At 54.3% G+C, this 17,980-nt stretch carries 18 protein-coding genes; 9 read left to right on the forward strand and 9 right to left on the reverse strand.

The features are described 5' to 3' along the window. Positions 1 to 24: 24 nt before the first annotated feature. Together O6D90_RS07490 and rbn are read right to left on the reverse strand one after the other, a co-directional pair. Positions 25 to 1,029: a chemotaxis protein gene (locus tag O6D90_RS07490; RefSeq protein WP_016157041.1), complete on the reverse strand. Its 1,005-nt coding sequence runs from the start codon at positions 1,027 to 1,029 to the stop codon at positions 25 to 27. A gap of 64 nt (positions 1,030 to 1,093) precedes the next feature. Next, complete coding sequence (gene rbn / locus O6D90_RS07495) at positions 1,094 to 2,011, reverse strand: ribonuclease BN (protein ID WP_016157040.1); 918 nt, start codon at positions 2,009 to 2,011, stop codon at positions 1,094 to 1,096. A gap of 67 nt (positions 2,012 to 2,078) precedes the next feature. Between rbn and O6D90_RS07500 the strand changes: the two genes are divergently transcribed. The 9 genes from O6D90_RS07500 to pmrD all read left to right on the forward strand — a co-directional run bounded on the left by O6D90_RS07500 (position 2,079) and on the right by pmrD (position 10,436). After that, positions 2,079 to 2,540 carry a GNAT family N-acetyltransferase gene (locus O6D90_RS07500; RefSeq protein ID WP_016153827.1) on the forward strand — a complete coding sequence of 154 codons (462 nt, stop codon included), beginning with the start codon at positions 2,079 to 2,081 and terminating at the stop codon, positions 2,538 to 2,540. Positions 2,541 to 2,603: 63 nt separating this feature from the next. After that, a complete protein-coding gene (elaB, locus tag O6D90_RS07505; protein WP_003027683.1) occupies positions 2,604 to 2,909 on the forward strand; it encodes a stress response protein ElaB in 306 nt (101 codons plus the stop codon). Between the two features lie 104 nt (positions 2,910 to 3,013). Further along, complete coding sequence (menF, locus tag O6D90_RS07510) at positions 3,014 to 4,312, forward strand: isochorismate synthase MenF (RefSeq protein ID WP_016157039.1); 1,299 nt, start codon at positions 3,014 to 3,016, stop codon at positions 4,310 to 4,312. Positions 4,313 to 4,396: 84 nt separating this feature from the next. Further along, a complete protein-coding gene (menD, locus tag O6D90_RS07515; protein WP_016157038.1) occupies positions 4,397 to 6,067 on the forward strand; it encodes a 2-succinyl-5-enolpyruvyl-6-hydroxy-3-cyclohexene-1-carboxylic-acid synthase in 1,671 nt (556 codons plus the stop codon). After that, the gene (menH, locus tag O6D90_RS07520; RefSeq protein WP_016157037.1) at positions 6,064 to 6,822 is read left to right on the forward strand and encodes a 2-succinyl-6-hydroxy-2,4-cyclohexadiene-1-carboxylate synthase; all 759 of its coding nucleotides are present in this window, start codon (positions 6,064 to 6,066) and stop codon (positions 6,820 to 6,822) included. Before menD ends, menH begins: the two co-directional genes overlap by 4 nt. A 14-nt stretch (positions 6,823 to 6,836) precedes the next feature. Then, positions 6,837 to 7,694: a 1,4-dihydroxy-2-naphthoyl-CoA synthase gene (gene menB / locus O6D90_RS07525; protein ID WP_003027671.1), complete on the forward strand. Its 858-nt coding sequence runs from the start codon at positions 6,837 to 6,839 to the stop codon at positions 7,692 to 7,694. After that, entirely contained in the window at positions 7,694 to 8,656 is a 963-nt protein-coding gene (menC, locus tag O6D90_RS07530; protein ID WP_016157036.1) for an o-succinylbenzoate synthase, read from the forward strand. The genes menB and menC overlap by 1 nt, the downstream gene beginning before the upstream one ends. Then, a complete protein-coding gene (gene menE, locus O6D90_RS07535; protein ID WP_016157035.1) occupies positions 8,653 to 10,077 on the forward strand; it encodes an o-succinylbenzoate--CoA ligase in 1,425 nt (474 codons plus the stop codon). Before menC ends, menE begins: the two co-directional genes overlap by 4 nt. A gap of 95 nt (positions 10,078 to 10,172) precedes the next feature. Beyond that, on the forward strand, positions 10,173 to 10,436 hold the full coding sequence (gene pmrD, locus O6D90_RS07540) for a signal transduction protein PmrD (RefSeq protein WP_016153821.1): 264 nt from the start codon (positions 10,173 to 10,175) through the stop codon (positions 10,434 to 10,436). Positions 10,437 to 10,438: 2 nt separating this feature from the next. Here pmrD and arnF read toward each other — a convergent pair whose 3' ends face one another. Genes arnF through arnB form a run of 7 tightly spaced genes read right to left on the reverse strand, consistent with a single transcriptional unit; the run spans position 10,439 to position 17,815 of the window. After that, on the reverse strand, positions 10,439 to 10,825 hold the full coding sequence (gene arnF, locus O6D90_RS07545; RefSeq protein WP_016153820.1) for a 4-amino-4-deoxy-L-arabinose-phosphoundecaprenol flippase subunit ArnF: 387 nt from the start codon (positions 10,823 to 10,825) through the stop codon (positions 10,439 to 10,441). Then, a complete protein-coding gene (arnE, locus tag O6D90_RS07550; protein ID WP_016153819.1) occupies positions 10,825 to 11,160 on the reverse strand; it encodes a 4-amino-4-deoxy-L-arabinose-phosphoundecaprenol flippase subunit ArnE in 336 nt (111 codons plus the stop codon). Before arnE ends, arnF begins: the two co-directional genes overlap by 1 nt. Continuing rightward, on the reverse strand, positions 11,157 to 12,815 hold the full coding sequence (gene arnT / locus O6D90_RS07555; protein ID WP_016157034.1) for a lipid IV(A) 4-amino-4-deoxy-L-arabinosyltransferase: 1,659 nt from the start codon (positions 12,813 to 12,815) through the stop codon (positions 11,157 to 11,159). The genes arnE and arnT overlap by 4 nt, the downstream gene beginning before the upstream one ends. After that, positions 12,812 to 13,714, reverse strand: coding sequence for a 4-deoxy-4-formamido-L-arabinose-phosphoundecaprenol deformylase (arnD, locus tag O6D90_RS07560; RefSeq protein WP_016157033.1), 903 nt, complete (start codon positions 13,712 to 13,714; stop codon positions 12,812 to 12,814). The genes arnT and arnD overlap by 4 nt, the downstream gene beginning before the upstream one ends. Beyond that, positions 13,711 to 15,693 (reverse strand): bifunctional UDP-4-amino-4-deoxy-L-arabinose formyltransferase/UDP-glucuronic acid oxidase ArnA, encoded by a 1,983-nt coding sequence (arnA, locus tag O6D90_RS07565; RefSeq protein ID WP_016157032.1) that lies wholly within the window; start codon positions 15,691 to 15,693, stop codon positions 13,711 to 13,713. Before arnA ends, arnD begins: the two co-directional genes overlap by 4 nt. Then, positions 15,690 to 16,673 carry an undecaprenyl-phosphate 4-deoxy-4-formamido-L-arabinose transferase gene (gene arnC / locus O6D90_RS07570; RefSeq protein ID WP_016157031.1) on the reverse strand — a complete coding sequence of 328 codons (984 nt, stop codon included), beginning with the start codon at positions 16,671 to 16,673 and terminating at the stop codon, positions 15,690 to 15,692. Before arnC ends, arnA begins: the two co-directional genes overlap by 4 nt. A gap of 2 nt (positions 16,674 to 16,675) precedes the next feature. Next, entirely contained in the window at positions 16,676 to 17,815 is a 1,140-nt protein-coding gene (arnB, locus tag O6D90_RS07575; protein ID WP_016157030.1) for a UDP-4-amino-4-deoxy-L-arabinose aminotransferase, read from the reverse strand. Positions 17,816 to 17,980 lie beyond the last annotated feature (165 nt).

Genomic DNA, 17,980 nt, shown 5'->3' on the forward strand with positions numbered 1-17,980 from the left:
GTCATACTTCAAGTTGCTGGGGCGTCAGGCCGAAAGTTGACGGCTCACCAGCGGGCCGCTGATGCCTTTCGCTGTGCGATCCATCACTTCCTGAATTACTGAAGACAGCTCATTGACTTCGAATTTGGCCACGTAACCATCTGCTTTCACTCGGCGTACGTGATCTTCATTGGCGCTACCGGAAAGTGAGGAGTGGATAACGACCGGGATCTTCTTCAGGCGTTCGTCGGTTTTTATCTTACGGGTAAGCGTAAAACCGTCCATCTCCGGCATTTCCAGATCGGTGAGCACCAGCGCAATCTTCTCGCTGATTGGTTTACCTTCCGCTTCTGCTTCTTCAGATAGCTGTTGTATCTTTTCCCACGCATCCTGGCCCGTCACATGCATCAAGTGTGGGATCTCCATGGCGTTAAGCCCTTTTTCCAGCATCGCGCGAGCCACTTTGGAATCATCAGCCACAATCGCCACCGCACCCGGCGTAATGTTGAACTTATTGGTTTTCAGCTCTGTTGCGCGCAGGTCGTGGTTCGACGGTACGATGTCGTACAGGATCTGTTCGACATCGAGCACCAGCGCCAGATTGTTAGTCTCTTTGTTGTCGTCCAGACAGGCGATACTGGTAATGTAGCGACCATTGACGGCTTTCTCGGCGGTATGCACCTGTTGCCAGTCCAGACGCATAATGTTTTCTACCGACTCTACCGCAAACGCCTGAACGCTGCGGGCATATTCCGTGATCAACAGGATGTTGAGTCCGGTCTCTGGCTTACAGCCCGCGACGGCAGGCAGATCAATCACCGGGATCACCTGATCGCGAATGTTAACCATACCCAGCAACGGGGCTTTCATACCTGCGGGACGCGTAAAGGTCGGCATCGGTACGATTTCACGCAGTTTGAATACGTTGATGCCAAACAGTTCTGATTTCTGCTCCTCGACGGATTTGCCAAGGCGAAACAGCAGCAGTTCAAAACGGTTAGACAGGGTTAGGTTTGTCCTGTCATCAATATCTTTCTGGAAATTGTTCATCCTGTCCTCAGTGTGAAAGCCAGCCTTTCCACTGTTATCGGCACTGAGGCGGAAAAATGGAGCATTAAACGGTGAAAATGGCGAAATCGTGAGCCAGTTCAGTGTCTGGAAATATAGCTTTGCACTCTTCGAGTAATCGCTGACAGCCTTTTTCATCGTAGCGTGAACTAACGTGGGTCATGATCAGGCGTCCCACTCCGGCCTCAAGCGCCAACTGGGCGGCTTGTCGGGTCGAGCTGTGACCGCGGCTGTTGGCTTTTTCCTCCATTGAGGAGTCCAGTGTGGTTTCATGTACCATCACATCCACACCGCGTGCCAGTTCAATGGCGGACGCGCAAGGTCCTGTGTCGCCGAAAATAGCCACAGATTTTCCTCTGGTGGCAGGGCCGAGAAAATCGGCGCCGTTAATCGCTCGACCATCCTCCAGCACGATGGTTTTTCCGGCTTTCAAATCCTGGAACCACGGGCCCGCTTTAACACCAGCCGCCTTCAAGGCGCTGGCGTCAAGTGCCCCCGGTTTGTCGTGCTCTTCAACACGAAAACCGTAGCACTCCAGCGGATGCTCCAGCGGGTATGCCGTTACTTTACGCAGGCCGTCATCAACAATTTCACCCGCGGTGATTTCGACAATATCCAGCGGATAATCGGTCCAGGAGCCGCTCAAACGCAAAGCCGTTTCGGTAAACTCTCGCAATCCCTTTGGTCCGTAAAGCGTCAGTGGCTGGACGTTCCCGGCCATTGAGCGACTGCACAGCAGCCCCGGTAAACCAAACAGGTGATCGCCGTGTAGATGGCTGATAAAAATACGTTCGAGTTTTCCAGGGTTAAATGGCGTGGTCAGCATCTGATGCTGCGTTCCTTCACCACAATCGAAAAGCCACAGCCCCGCCTGAGTCGGGTGTTGCAGATTCAGTAAAATTGCCGTTACATTGCGTGAGCGCGTGGGGACTCCCGCAGACGTGCCTAAAAATAGTAATTCCATCTTCGCGTTACACTTTTCGCCATCAATAAGGCAGGGTGTTCAGGTTATCACAACAAAGGGGCAGACTATGATTCACTGGCAAGATCTCCACCATGCAAAGCTCAATACACAGCAGCTGTACGCCATTCTTGAGCTTCGCTGTGCGGTATTTGTTGTTGAGCAACGGTGTCCGTATCAGGATGTGGATGGTGATGACCTGAGTGGTGAAAACCGGCACATTCTGGGTTGGCATAACGATGAACTGGTGGCGTATGCGAGGATTCTGAAAAGCGATGATGAGCTTGAGCCGGTCGTCATTGGGCGGGTGATCGTAAGCGAAGCGCTGCGGGGTGAAAAATTGGGGCAACAGCTAATGACTCAGACGCTGGCCTCCTGTACGCAGCATTGGCCGCACAAGGCGCTGTATCTGGGGGCGCAGGCACATTTGCAATCATTCTATGCGCGCTTTGGCTTTGTGCCGGTCACGGATATTTATGACGAAGACGGTATTCCACACGTCGGAATGGCGCGGGAAGCACATCAGGCGTAAACAGGCGCAAACACGCCTGATTGTCTATAGTTAGCGGGTACGTCAATAGAAAGGGAGAATAAAATGTCTTTTCATTCATATGAATCACGTATCGATGACGATCTGGAATTATTGAGTGAAACGCTGGAGGAGGTGCTGCGTTCTTCCGGCGATCCAGCCGATCAAAAATACCTTGAGTTAAAAGCGCGGGCAGAGCGGGCGTTAGAAGAGGTGAGAAATCGCGTCAGCCACGCCTCTGACAGCTACTATTACCGCGCGAAGAAAGCCGTTTGCCGGGCGGATGATTATGTGCATGAAAAACCCTGGCGCGGAATCGGCGTTGGTGCCACGGTCGGTTTAGTGATGGGATTATTGTTAGCACGGCGATAAATTCCATTCCGTCAGCGCATTTGTACGTACTCCCTAACTGGGGGTACTGCTTTTTCTGCTCAGTACCCCGTATAATGTGAGGTTTTTAACAGGGAGAGGTCCGCGTGCATTCAATCACTACTGCGCTGGAAAGTCTGATGCGTCATTTGTCGCAAGAGGTACCAGCAGCACCTGGAATTCGTATTTACGATATCCCTTTCCCACTGAATGATGCGTTTGACGCTTTAGGATGGCTGGCCAGTCAACCTGTCTGGCCCCAGTTTTACTGGCAACAGCGTAATGGCGATGAAGAAGCCGCCGTACTGGGCGCTGTTGCTACATTTTCCTCGCTCGAATTAGCCCAGCATTTTTTACATCAGCATAATGATAATCCTGACCTGCGTATCTGGGGCCTGAATGCCTTTGAGCCTCAGCGCGGCCATTTGTTATTGCCACGGCTGGAGTGGCGACGTTGCGCGGGGGTGGCGAGCTTACGCTTACATCTTTATAGCGACGTGTCGCTGCGTGAAGACGCCGCGCAGGCGGTGGTGTTTATCTCATCGCTCGCCAACGTAAAGCCGCTGCCCGCATTGCGTCTGCGTTTGACGGGAGAACAGAACTGGCCGGATAAAACTGGCTGGACAGACCTGATAAAACTCGCCACGCAAACGATCAATGGGGAACAACTCGATAAGGTCGTGCTGGCGCGGGCGACCGATTTACAGTTTTCTCAGTCGGTTAACGCCGCGGCCGTGATGGCTTCCAGTCGTCGTCTAAACCTGAACTGCTACCATTTCTTTATGGCGTTCTCCGCAAAGTGTGCGTTTCTTGGTTCTTCCCCTGAACGTCTGTATCGGCGGCGTGACACGGCGCTGCGCACCGAGGCGCTGGCGGGAACCGTTGCCAACCACCCTGAGGATCATCGGGCCTGGCAGTTGGGGGAATGGCTAATGAAAGATGATAAAAACCAGCGCGAGAATATGCTGGTGGTCGAAGATATTTGCCAGCGTCTGCAAGGCTGTACGCAAACTCTTGATGTGCTGCCGCCGCAGGTGCTTAGACTGCGCAAAGTGCAGCACCTGCGCCGCTGTATCTGGACGGAACTGAATCAGGCTGATGATACGCTTTGTCTGATGCAGCTCCAGCCCACGGCGGCAGTCGCAGGTATTCCGCGTGAGCTGGCGCGTGAATTTATCCAACATAATGAACCGTTTGAACGCGAGTGGTATGCCGGTTCTGCGGGTTACCTTTCTCTGCGCCAAAGCGAGTTTTGCGTGTCATTACGGTCGGCGAAAATTAGTGAAAATGTGATACGCCTGTATGCCGGGGCAGGGATCGTGCGTGGTTCAGATCCTGAACAGGAATGGCAAGAAATAGACAATAAAGCGGCAGGACTGCGCACTTTATTACAGATGGAAGGGTAATGAGTTGTATATTACCGACTCATATCAAAAATCCATTTATTCGATTCTTTATACTGTGTCGCAATATTGATACCGGACAATCTCATGTCAGTAAGCGCATTTAACCGACGCTGGGCGGCGGTCATTCTGGAAGCACTCACTCGCCACGGCGTCAGGCATGTCTGCATTGCCCCTGGCTCTCGTTCTACACCGTTGACTCTGGCGGCTGCGGAAAACCCGGCTTTTATTCACCATACTCATTTTGATGAGCGTGGCCTTGGGCATCTGGCCTTAGGTCTGGCAAAAGTCAGCCGGCAGCCTGTCGCTGTGATTGTGACGTCCGGTACGGCGGTGGCAAATTTGTATCCCGCGTTGATTGAAGCGGGCCTGACCGGTGAAAAGCTGATTCTACTCACGGCTGACAGACCTCCTGAGCTTATCGACTGCGGCGCTAACCAGGCGATTCGTCAGGCCGGAATGTTTGCCTCGCATCCATCGCAAACGCTCTCTTTACCGCGCCCGACCCAGAACATTCCGGCTAGTTGGCTGGTATCCACCATTGATAACGCCTTAGCTGCGCTGCATAGCGGGGCGGTTCATATCAATTGCCCATTTGCGGAACCGCTGTATGGCGACATGGACGAAACGGGGATTGACTGGCAGCAGCGCCTTGGCGACTGGTGGCAGGATGATAAACCCTGGCTGCGTGAGTCGCGTCGACTGGAAAGCGACAAACAGCGTGACTGGTTTTTCTGGCGACAAAAACGCGGCGTTGTTGTTGCAGGCCGCATGAGCGCGGAAGAGGGCAAAAAGGTTGCGCAGTGGGCGCAGATGCTAGGCTGGCCGCTGATTGGCGATGTTCTGTCGCAAACTGGACAACCTTTGCCGTGCGCCGACCTGTGGCTGGGAAATGCGAAAGCGGTCACTGAATTACAGCAGGCGCAGATTGTGGTGCAGCTTGGCAGTAGCCTGACCGGAAAACGGCTCCTGCAATGGCAGGCCAGCTGTGATCCGCAGGAATACTGGATTGTCGATAATATCGAAGGCCGCCTCGATCCGGCTCACCATCGTGGGCGCAGACTGGTAGCGACGGTTGGCGACTGGCTGGAGTTGCATCCGGCGGAGAAACGTCAGCCCTGGTGCGTGGAGATCCCACGCCTGGCGCAACTGGCCTGGCAGGCGGTAGAAGCCCGTCGCGACGCGTTTGGTGAAGCGCAATTAGCCCACCGTATCCGCGAATACTTGCCGGAGCAGGGGCAACTGTTCGTGGGCAACAGTCTGGTGGTGCGCCTGATTGATGCGCTGTCGCAGCTTCCGGCGGGTTACCCGGTCTATAGCAACCGTGGCGCGAGCGGCATTGACGGCCTGCTGTCAACGGCAGCAGGCGTACAGCGCGCCAGCGCGAAATCGACGCTGGCTATCGTCGGCGATTTATCTGCGCTGTATGACCTCAATGCGCTGGCGTTATTGCGCCAGGTTTCCGCGCCGTTTGTCCTGATAGTGGTCAATAATAACGGCGGGCAAATTTTTTCCCTGTTGCCGACGCCAGCAAGCGAACGCGAACGGTTCTACCTGATGCCGCAGAACGTGCATTTTGAGCATGCTGCCGCCATGTTTAACCTTAAATACCAGCGCCCGGAAAACTGGGAGCAACTGGAGAGCGCGTTGACTAACGCCTGGCGTACTCCAGCGGCAACGGTGATTGAGCTGGTGGTAAACGAAACTGATGGGGCGCAAACCCTGCAGCAACTGCTGGCGCAGGTAAGCCATCTATGATCCTGCACGCGCAGGCGAAACTGGGCCAGACGGGATTTCCCTGGCTGGTTTTCCTGCACGGTTTTTCCGGTGATTGTCGGGAATGGCAGACGGTTGGCGAAGCGTTTAAGAATTATTCGCGGCTATATATCGACCTGCCGGGACACGGTGGCTCCGCTGACATCAGCGTGAGCGGATTCGACGACGTAAGCGCTTTGCTGCGTAACACGCTGCTTAGTTACAACATACTTAAATACTGGTTGGTAGGTTACTCTCTTGGCGGCAGAGTCGCGATGATGGCGGCTTGTCAGGAGATGCCAGGACTGTGCGGTCTGGTGGTTGAAGGTGGACATCCAGGCTTGCAAAGTGAGGAGGCGCGCGTTCAGCGTCGCCTCTCTGATGGTCGCTGGGCTGCGCGTTTTCGCGCTGAGCCGTTGTGCGAGGTGTTTATTGACTGGTATCAACAGCCAGTTTTTTCCTCGCTGAATGCGGCGCAAAGAGAAGCGCTGGTCGCACTGCGTAGCCAGAATAACGGGCATACGCTGGCAGCGATGCTGGAGGCCACCTCGCTAGCCGTACAACCTGATTTACGTGCGCAACTCACTATGCGCACATTTCCGTTTTATTATTTATGTGGTGAACGTGACGATAAATTCCGCGCTCTGGCGGCGGAAATATCCGTACCAAGCCATGTGATTCGTAATGCCGGACACAACGCGCATCGGGACAATCCCGCAGGCGTGGTGGACTGTCTGGCTCAGATTCTGCATCGCTGACTATAGGACATTTTATGATCTATCCTGATGAAACAATGCTTTACGCACCGGTAGAATGGCACGATTGCTCTGAAGGCTACACCGACATTCTCTACGAGAAATCCACCGACGGTATCGCAAAAATCACCATTAATCGTCCGCAGGTACGCAATGCCTTCCGTCCGGTCACCGTGAAAGAGATGATCCAGGCGCTGGCGGATGCTCGCTACGATGACAACATTGGCGTGATTATTCTGACCGGTGCTGGCGACAAAGCGTTCTGCGCAGGTGGCGATCAGAAAGTGCGCGGTGACTACGGCGGATACCAGGATGATTCCGGTGTGCATCACCTGAACGTACTGGACTTCCAGCGCCAGATTCGTACCTGTCCGAAGCCGGTAGTGGCGATGGTTGCAGGCTTTTCCATCGGCGGCGGCCATGTGCTGCACATGATGTGTGACCTGACCATTGCGGCTGAAAACGCCATCTTCGGCCAGACCGGTCCGAAAGTCGGTTCCTTCGATGGCGGTTGGGGTGCCTCTTACATGGCGCGTATTGTCGGTCAGAAAAAAGCGCGTGAAATCTGGTTCCTGTGCCGTCAGTACGATGCGAAGCAAGCGCTGGATATGGGCCTGGTAAACACCGTGGTTCCGCTGGCCGATCTGGAAAAAGAGACCGTACGCTGGTGTCGTGAAATGCTGCAAAACAGCCCGATGGCGTTGCGCTGCCTGAAAGCTGCACTGAACGCCGACTGCGATGGTCAGGCTGGTCTGCAAGAGCTGGCGGGTAACGCCACCATGCTGTTCTACATGACGGAAGAAGGTCAGGAAGGCCGTAACGCCTTTAACCAGAAACGTCAGCCGGATTTCAGCAAATTTAAACGGAATCCGTAATGCGTAGCGCGCAGGTATACCGCTGGCAGATCCCCATGGACGCGGGGGTGATTCTGCGCGACAGGCGGTTAAAAACGCGTGACGGGCTGTACGTTCGCCTTTGTGACGGCGAGCGCGAAGGGTGGGGAGAGATCTCCCCGCTGCCGGGCTTCAGTCAGGAGAGCTGGGAAGAGGCGCAAACCGAGCTGCTGGCCTGGGTCAACGGCTGGCTACAGGGGGATTCTTCCTTACCGCAGCAGCCTTCGGTCGCCTTTGGCGCAAGCTGTGCGCTGGCCGAACTGGCTGGCGTATTGCCAGAAGACGCAGACTACCGTGCGGCACCGCTGTGTACGGGCGATCCTGATGATCTGGTACTGCAACTGGCGGACATGCCGGGTGAAAAAGTAGCGAAGATTAAGGTCGGACTGTATGAAGCGGTTCGCGACGGTATGGTCGCCAACCTGCTGCTTGAGGCTATCCCGGAGCTGCATTTGCGACTTGACGCCAACCGAGCCTGGACGCCGTTGAAAGCCCAGCAGTTCGCGAAGTACGTTAATCCAGAGTACCGTGGGCGCATCGCTTTTCTCGAAGAGCCATGCAAAACCCGCGATGACTCTCGTGCTTTTGCGCGTGAAACCGGCATTGCCATTGCCTGGGATGAAAGCTTGCGTGAAGCGGATTTCATCTTCGAAGCCGAAGAGGGCGTCAAGGCAGTGGTTATCAAACCTACGCTGACGGGCAGTCTCGATAAAGTGCGAGAACAGGTGGAGGCGGCGCATGCACTTGGTCTCACCGCTGTTATTAGTTCGTCGATCGAGTCGAGCCTGGGCTTAACCCAACTGGCGCGAATTGCCGCCTGGCTGACGCCGCAGACCATTCCGGGGCTGGATACCCTGAGCCTGATGCAGTGCCAGCAGGTACGCACCTGGCCGGGTAGCGCATTGCCGTGTATCGATGTTGATGCGCTGGAACGCCTGCTATGACCCAGCGGGAAATGCCCGATAGCGTAAGCATATCGGGCCTGGTACAACCCGATGACTGGCCGTGGCGTCACTGGCGACAGGTTCGTGCAGAGGTGCCTGCTCTACGCCTCAACGATGAAGTATTAAGCTGGAGCGAGCTCTGCACGCGCGTTGACCATCTGGCCAGCGGTTTTGCCGCTCAGGGCGTGGAAGAGGGCGATGGCGTCCTGCTTCGCGCCTGGAATCATCCACGTGCTTTGCTGGCCTGGCTGGCATTGCTGCAATGTGGGGCGCGGGTTTTACCTGTGAACCCACAGCTGCCTCAATCGCTGCTTGACGCGCTGGTCCCGGGCTTAACGCTGCGTTTTGCGCTGGATCTTGAGGCAGCTAATGTTCTCGCGGGACTCCATCCTTTGCAGATGCAGGCAGTGCCAGGCAAGCATGCCGCCGCGTGGTTACCCCAGCGTTTGAGCACGATGACGTTAACCTCAGGTTCTACCGGATTGCCAAAGGCAGCGGTGCATACCTGTCAGGCTCATCTGGCAAGCGCGCAGGGCGTGCTGTCATTAATGCCGTTTGACGCTGAAGATGACTGGCTGCTCTCGCTGCCGCTGTTTCATGTTTCCGGCCAGGGTATTTTGTGGCGTTGGTTGTTTGCCGGGGCACGAATGACCGTGCGCGACAAGCAACCATTGGAGCAAATGCTGGCTGGATGCACCCATGCTTCGTTGGTGCCCACGCAGCTGTGGCGCCTGCTGGTCAACAAAACGGCGGTAACGCTCAAAGCAGTGCTCCTGGGTGGCGCGGCAATTCCTGTTGAATTGACGGAACAGGCGCGCGAGCAAAGGATTCGCTGCTGGTGCGGTTACGGTTTAACGGAGTTTGCTTCTACGGTCTGTGCGAAAGAAGCAGATGGCCTGGCGGATGTGGGGTCGCCCCTGGCAGGCAGAGAAGTCAGAATCGTTGATGGTGAAGTCTGGCTGCGTGCCGCCAGCATGGCGCAAGGTTACTGGCGTAACGGGCAGTTGATTCCTTTAGTAAACGCGGAAGGCTGGTTTGCCACCCGCGATCGCGGGGTGTTGAAGGACGGCAAGTTAACCCTTGTCGGTCGGATGGACAATTTGTTCTTTAGCGGCGGGGAAGGCATACAGCCGGAAGAGGTGGAACGCGTGATTGCTGCACATCCGCATGTTCTGCAAGCCTTCATTGTGCCGATAGAAGACAAAGAGTTTGGTCATCGCCCGGTGGCGGTCGTTGAGTATGACACCAATGCGGGTGACACCAATCTGGCTGAGTGGGTGAAAGATAAGCTGGCCCGCTTTCAGCAACCGGTATGCTGGCTGACATTGCCACCCGAACTAAAATCCGGAGGGATTAAAATCTCTCGTCGTGCGCTGTCAGATTGGGTAAGTGCTTCATTGTTAAAATTAAGCAAACAGTAATTACATTTCTCACTTTCACCATTAAGTCGCTATTGTCATTTTGTTTATCTGCTAAAGTGTAACCTGTTGTGAAATCTTTTAACAAAAGGTGCGCTATGGAATGGCATGTGAAGAAGTCTTGCTGTCACAAAAAAGCAGGCAGGCTCTATATCGTACTTTGTGATAGCGGCGGTTCGCTAAAGATGCTGGCTGAGGCGCAATCTTCCGAGTGGGTTAAGCCCGGAGACCTCCTTTCACCGCTGAAAGATGCACTGTATTGCATTAATCGCGATACCTCACGGTTAATCAAAATAGTTGATGCCAGACAGTACATGTGCGACGAATGGGAACGCCTGTTACGACTGTCTGAAGATAAATAATCTCAGGGTTGGCGCTGGTGTGAAGGTAAAAAAATCGTCAGTAGCCCTGCCATGATGCACAGCACACCGGCGAGCGCTTTCGCTGAAAATATTCCCTGCCAGCCGGGCAGGATCATTGATGCAACCCACACCAGTACATAGCTCAGGCTGAGCAGGGCATACGCTTTGCTCAGTGCGAGCTGGTGCAGCGCTTTATGCCAGCAAATCACCGACAGTAAATACCCTGCCAGTCCGGCATACAGAGCAAACGCGCCAACGCTAAGAGAGAATACGGCAGAAATGAATTGCTGCGGCTGCAGCATTGGCGGCAGATTATCCATCGCAAAGCCGAGACTCAACTGGGCGGCTGAAGTGATAATAACGCTGCATAATCCCCAAAAGATGCCCATTACACCGCACTCCCAAGAATAAAGATGCCGGTGATGATTAACCCCACTCCCAGCCAGTGGCGCGGGGTGACGGGTTCGCGCCAGATTTTCCAGGCAGCCAGAGTCACCCATACAAAATTAAGACTCAGCATGGGGTAGGCGATGCCGACCGGAATGTTCTGCAGCACCGCCAGCCATAGCAGCATGGCCAGACCGAGACTTGCCAGAGCAAGCCCAATCCATAGCGTAATGTGGCGTTTTCGCGCTCGAACGGGAACGGGTCGCGACGCCTGCTTCTGACATAACTGACCGCAGACGCTGAGCAGACTGGCGAGAACTAAGGCTATCCAGATCATTTCGGCCGATACTGAATCAGGACCAGACGCCCCTGATTATCGATATAGTCAGCGGGAGGGATAGCAAGTCGATTAATATCTTCATCCTTATCGACTGAAAGCACGAGCGTAATGTTTCCTTGCTGACGATGTTGCGCTAACCACTCGGCAAAGTTCCCCCGACCGACAAAACGCCCCTGGGCATCCGGGTAGTTAAGGCCATATTTTAACTCGCCCGTTTGTCCGTACATTATGATGTCGTCACGCTTCAGGCTCCAGGCCAGCCCCGCGGCGACGCCAACGCTGTCGGTGAGAATATAACGGCTCGACTCCAGCGACTCTTTGGTCATCTCGACAAAAAATTGTGGCTGTTTAGATTCCATCACCCGGTCAGGAATGGAGAAACCAAACAACAGTGCCAGGCCTAATGGACACAGCGCTGCGAACGTCCAGTTCTTCTCTCGGTTATTTAGCGTATACCAGCCAAAGAGCGTCCAGATGATAAAAATGCCCCACGCACAAAACACTTTATAGGTTTCGATATGCGACCAGACCGGCGTCTTTAATGGACCCAGAGTAGATACAATAAACGTGGCGACAATGCCGGTCACTCCGAACAGAACGTTGATCCAGCCATTCACGCGCAGCGCGGTTGCGCCTTTTTCCGCGGCCTGCAGGCCGAAACGCGCCGTCAATATTGCCAGCGGCGCGAAGCAGGAAAGAATATAGGTCGGCAGTTTTCCTTTCGCGATGCTGAAAAACAGAATTGGCATGATAAGCCAGCTTAGCAGGTACAGTGCGCTGCGCGGAACATCCCGTTCACGCCAGCCCGTACGCAGCGCGCCGGGGAGCAGCCCGAGCCACGGTAATGCGCCAGCCACCAATACCGGAATGTAGTACCAGACGGGGGCCTTATGTTGGGCATCCTCCTGCGCGAAGCGTTGAATATGTTCAACCCAGAAGAAGTAATGCCAGAAATCCGGCTCACGCCGGGCAATCGCTATTCCCCAAGGCAGCACAGTCACGATGCAACCGACTACTGCCAGCAGACCGTAGATAATGAGATCTTTCCAGCGCTTTTGTACGAAAACCCACGGCAGTACGCTGAGTACAGGAACGGCGAGTGCCAGGAAACCCTTGGTCATCACGCCCATGCCGCAGGTTAACCCTAACAGCAGAAAGGCGGTAATTTTGCGCGTTCTGCTGGTGGCTTGCATCCCCTCCCAAAAGCAGCACATGCCCGCCATTAGCCAGAGCGCAATGATGGGATCAAGTACCGCGTAGGTGCCGATGCTGTAAACCGAAAAAAACGTTAAAAAGATAACCGAAGAGAGTACGGCGGTGCGCTTATCCCGCCACAACCGCATGGCAAGCCAGGCTACCATTAGCGCCGTCAGCAAAGTGGCAAAAATGGCTCCTGCTCTGACGCCAAAATTATTGGCGCCAAACAGCCATTGCCCGATGCTGTTTAACCAGTATCCGGCAATTGGTTTTTCAAAATACCGCAGCCCTAAAAAGTGCGGAACGATCCCGTCGCCAGAGGTCAGCATTTCCCGACTGATTTCGGCATAGCGCGTTTCATCAGGCTGCCACAGCAGGCGACTGTTGATGGGGAGAATAAAATACAGCGCAATAAAAGCGATAAATGCCAGGGTGTAGCGGACAGTAAGTTTCATCTTGTCACACTCACTGGTTGTTGGCGGCCGACCCATCCCTCTCTGCCGGGTATTTTGCCACGCACGATCTGCCCTGTTGGCAGCGAACTGACATCGTCCGGTAACAGGTCGCCGAGCGGGCAAAATGTTATCCCCATGTCTGCGGCGCGAGTAAGCAGCTCGTCAAAATTCTGCTGAAAGGCGATGCCTTCAACTTCCGCATGAATGGTATACACCGGTGTTCCTCTGCTCATCTGGATGTGGGAGAGAATGTAAGCGTTGAAGTCCACCGCCTGGACTTCCTGACCAACCACTTCATCCCAGGTGGGTAGCGTGACGGGAATTTGCGGCGTACCTGTTTTCCCGGATGTCAGCACCGGACGGAATAACGACGTTCCCCGACAGTCGCTGTTATAACGCAGATGGAACGTTTCTTTGGCGTGGACGACGCGATCGTCGGCACGCCATCCGGCAACGGCAGAACAAGTGACGGGTTGTCCGATAAGAGTTTCAAGGGCCGTGATGCCTCGTGAAATATCATCAATCAGCTGTTTATCATTCCAGTTTCCGCTTCGCGCCTGCCAGGCATGGTGATCCCAGGCATGCAAACCGGTTTCATGAATCAGGGCGGTTTGCGCAATGATCGCCGCGTTGGCCTGGCCGATCTCTTTTCCCGGCCAGGCGGTTCCCGCCAGCAATATATCCCATCCGTAAAGTGATGCGGCGTTTGAGCGCAGCATCTTCCACAGAAATTGTGGTTTCACAAGACGCCAGAGGTGGCGTCCCATGTTGTCCGGTCCAACGCTAAAGAAAAAACTTGCCCGCACGTTATGTCGGTTCAATGTCTCCAGCAGGCGGGGTACGCCTTCGCGCGTCCCCCTGAAAGTATCGACATCTATGCGCAAGCCGACTTGGGTCATGATGTGTGTTCCGTGATATTCACACTGCGTAAGAAGAAGTCCAGCGTCTCTTCTACCGTTTCCTGCATCTCAATGGTGGGCTCCCAGTTCAGGCAGCGTTTCGCATTGCGGATGTTGGGCTTACGATGTTCAACGTCTTGATAACCTTTACCATAGTAGCTGCTGCTTTCGACGTCACGGAAACCGGCAAACGGCGGGAAGTGGTTACGCAATGGATGTTTTTCAAAGCAGGTAAGCAGCATTTCTGCCAGTTCCTGAATACTCGCTTCGTTCTGCGGATTACCGATGTTGATAATCTCACCGTCGCAGCGTCCGCCTTCGTTTTCAATGATGCGGTACAGGGCTTCGATACCATCCCGAATGTCGGTAAAGCAGCGTTTTTGCTTGCCGCCTTCAATCAGCTTAATCGGTGAACCCTCCACCAGATTGAGGATCAGTTGGGTAATGGCGCGTGAGCTGCCGATACGCGCGGCGTTAAGGCTGTCCAGACGCGGTCCCATCCAGTTAAATGGCCGGAACAGGGTGAAACGCAATCCCTCTTTTTCGCCGTACGCCCAGATTACGCGGTCCAACAACTGCTTGGAAACGGAGTAGATCCAGCGTGGTTTATTCACCGGACCGACGATCAGATTCGAGCTGTCCTCATCGAAAACTTTGTCGGTACACATGCCGTAGACTTCGGACGTTGACGGGAAAATGATGCGCTTGCGGTATTTCACGCAGTAGCGAATGATTTTCAGGTTCTCTTCAAAATCGAGCTCAAATACGCGCAACGGGTTGCGGGTATATTCGATTGGCGTTGCGATCGCCACCAGCGGCAGCACGACGTCGCATTTTTTAACATGGTATTCAATCCATTCGGAGTGAATGCTGATGTCGCCTTCGACGAAGTGGAATCGCGGATGCTGCAGAAAACGTCCAATGGCGTCACTGCCAATATCGAGCCCATACACTTCGTAATGATCTTCTTGCAGCAGGCGTTCGGTCAGATGGTTACCAATGAAGCCATTAACGCCGAGGATCAGCACACGGGTGCGGCATTTGCTGGTGGCAACCGACTGGCTGTTCAGGCGAGAACCTGGTACCAGGCCCAAAACCTGAGCCAGTTGCGAGCCTTGCATTGCAATACCATCGCCAGCTTGTCCGGTAATAATTTCCAGGGCGCCATCGCCACAGGCGATCAGCAAAGGAGAAACGGAGATGACGGTACCCGGTTGGGCCGCTGAGTTATTTACGCAAACGCGCGATGACCAGACGGTGAACTTTTGTGTGCCGACATAGCTATATGCGCCCGGCCACGGATCGCTGACGGCGCGGACCTGGTTATGCAACTCCGCGGCAGGTGTGTTCCAGTCGAGGAAGCTATCTTCCGGTGTACGGCGACCAAAACAGGTAGCATCTGCTTCCTGTTGGGGGCGTTCTGCATAATCCCCGGTTTTAATCGCGGGCAGTGCCTGTTCCAGCAGGTGACGCGCAGCCTGACACAATTTATGGTGCAGCGTTAACGCCACGTCATCTGGCGAAATAGCGACGCGCTGCTGGGCAATAATGGCACCAGCATCCGCGCGTTTGACCATGCGGTGAAGCGTGACGCCGGTTTCGGTTTCGCCATTGACCAATACCCAGTTCAGCGGCGCGCGACCACGGTATTTCGGCAGCAACGAACCGTGCAGATTAAAAGCTCCCGCAGGCGCAAGACTGAGGATCTCATCACTCAGTAAATGACGATAGTAGAACGAGAAGATAACATCCGGCGCCAGTTGGCTAATGCGTTCAATCCACAAGGGATGATTGACCTCGTCCGGGGCGTAAACCGGAATTCCGGCGCTGGCGGCAAGGCGGGAAACCGAACCAAAAAATGCTTTTTCGCCCGGATTATCGGTGTGCGTAAAAATGGCAGCGATTTCATAACCGGCATCCAACAAAGCCTGGACACCCTGACATCCCATATCGTGATAGGCAAATACGATGGCTTTCATGCGCGGTTTTCCTCGGTTGGCTGCGTGGTTTGTGGGCGGATAACGTGTTGAACAAAATAGCGGGGGCGGGCGCGGACATCGTTATAGATGCGACCGATATATTCGCCGAGTAAACCCATGCCAATAAACTGTGCGCCGATAAAGGTAAACAGGACGGCAAACAGCATGAATACCCCTTCCGCGGCCCACTGTGGACCGAGCGTCAGACGCAGAACCACAAGCAGGATAGACAAGGTAAAGCCAGTGGCGGCGATTACGCTGCCCAACAGGCTCAACATACGAAGTGGCGTTGTGGTCAGACAGGTCACCAGGTCATACATCAGGTTGATCAGACGCATAAAGCTGTATTTGGAGTCACCAAATTCTCGCTCTGCATGGTGTACCGGGATTTCCGTAGCGCGCCGGGCAAAAATGTTGGCCAGAATCGGGATAAAGGTACTGCGCTCCTGGCAATGCAGCATGGCATCGACGATGTGGCGGCGATAAGCGCGTAACATGCAACCGTAGTCGCCCATCGCTTTACCGGTGGTGCGCTGAATCAGATGGTTAATCATTCGCGATGCGGTCTTACGAAATACGCTGTCCTGACGGTTCTGACGTACCGTGCCGACCACATCGAAGCCTTCATCTGCGGTGGCGACCAGCCGTGGGATCTCCTCCGGCGGGTTTTGCAAATCGGCATCCAGTGTGATGATCACGTCGCCGGTGACATGACTGAAACCGGCCATAATCGCCGAGTGTTGCCCGTAATTGCGATTCAATAAAATAGAAACAATATGACTGTTCGGTGCCAGGGAAGCGTCCATCATCAGCTGTGCGGAATGGTCGCTGCTGCCGTCATCAATTAGCAAAATTTCATAGTCTTTGCCCAATTTTTCGCAGGCAGCGCTGGTGCGTCTGATTAACTCCGGCAAACTTTCCTGTTCATTAAAAACGGGAATGACCACCGAGACTTTTTTGATCGGTGCTGCTTCAAACATGGTTATTGTCCTGCAATCTCGCGAAGTGCCGTAATTACCCGCTGGGTGTCATTGGCGGTCATGTCGGGGAATAACGGCAGTGAGCAAATGCGCGCGCTATTCCATTCTGTATTAGGGAGCGAAAGGGTAGTGAAGCGTTCGCGGTAATATTTTTGCGTATGGGCCGCACGAAAATGCAGACCGGTGCCGATATTTTTGGCCTTTAACGTCTCCATTAAGGCATCTCTGCTCAGACCGCAGCGGGCTTCGTCAACGCGAATGATGAACAGGTGCCAGGCGTGAACGTGCGCCCACTGGGGCAGACTCAGTGGTTGGAATGGCGTATCGGCCAGCGCCTGTTGATACTCGCGGGCAATTTGCGCCCGGCGTGAGTTCAGGTGTTCCAGTTTATTTAGCTGTACCAACGCAATGGCGGCGTTGATATCCGTGAGGTTGTACTTGTACCCTGGCGCAAGAACTTCGGCCTGCGGCGCCCGGCCATAGGTTTGTCGATCAAAGGCATCAACGCCCAGACCGTGAAACTTCAGGCTGCGAAGCCGTTGGGCAAGCTGGCTGTCGTCGGTAACGATCAACCCGCCTTCGGCGCAGGTAATATTTTTGATGGCGTGAAACGAGAATATTGCCGTGCCGCGCGCGCCGACATGACGACCTTTATACAACGTCCCTACGGCGTGGGCCGCATCTTCTATAATCGGAATGCCATAGCGTTCGCCAATGGCATAAATCGCGTCCAGGTCGGCGGGGGCGCCTGCGTAATGTACCGGAATAATGGCTTTGGTTCGCGGGGTGATGGCGGCCTCAATTTGCTCCGGTGTGACCATGAGCGTATCGCGGTCGACGTCGATCATGACTGGCGTCGCACCCAGCAGGACAATCATGTTGAGGGTAGAAACCCACGTCATTGACGGTGTAATGACCTCATCGCCTGCACCGATGTCCAGCGCCATCAGCGTGATGTGCATACCTGCCGTAGCGGAGCAGACGGCGACGGCGTGTTGATTTCCCGTGAGCTGGCAGAAGGCTTCTTCCAGCTGTTGATTTTTCGGGCCGGTGGTTATCCATCCAGAGTCCAGAACCGTCTTCACAGCAGCAAGTTCTTCAGCCCCCATTGCCGGGCGAGAGAAAGGCAAAAAGTCAGACATCATTATTCCTTCAAGCCATTTAACGCCACCGACGTTTTATTTTTAGTGATAAACAGGGGCGTCGTTAATTATTTCATCAGGCTTCAAAGGGTAATGACGGAAGGTTAATTTATCCTTAAGAGTTTAAGGTTTGGGAAAGAGAGAGGAATAGCGTGTTTTTATTTA

The organism is Citrobacter sp. 21OH12SH02A-Citro (assembly GCF_027919895.1).
GTDB lineage: Bacteria > Pseudomonadota > Gammaproteobacteria > Enterobacterales > Enterobacteriaceae > Citrobacter > Citrobacter braakii.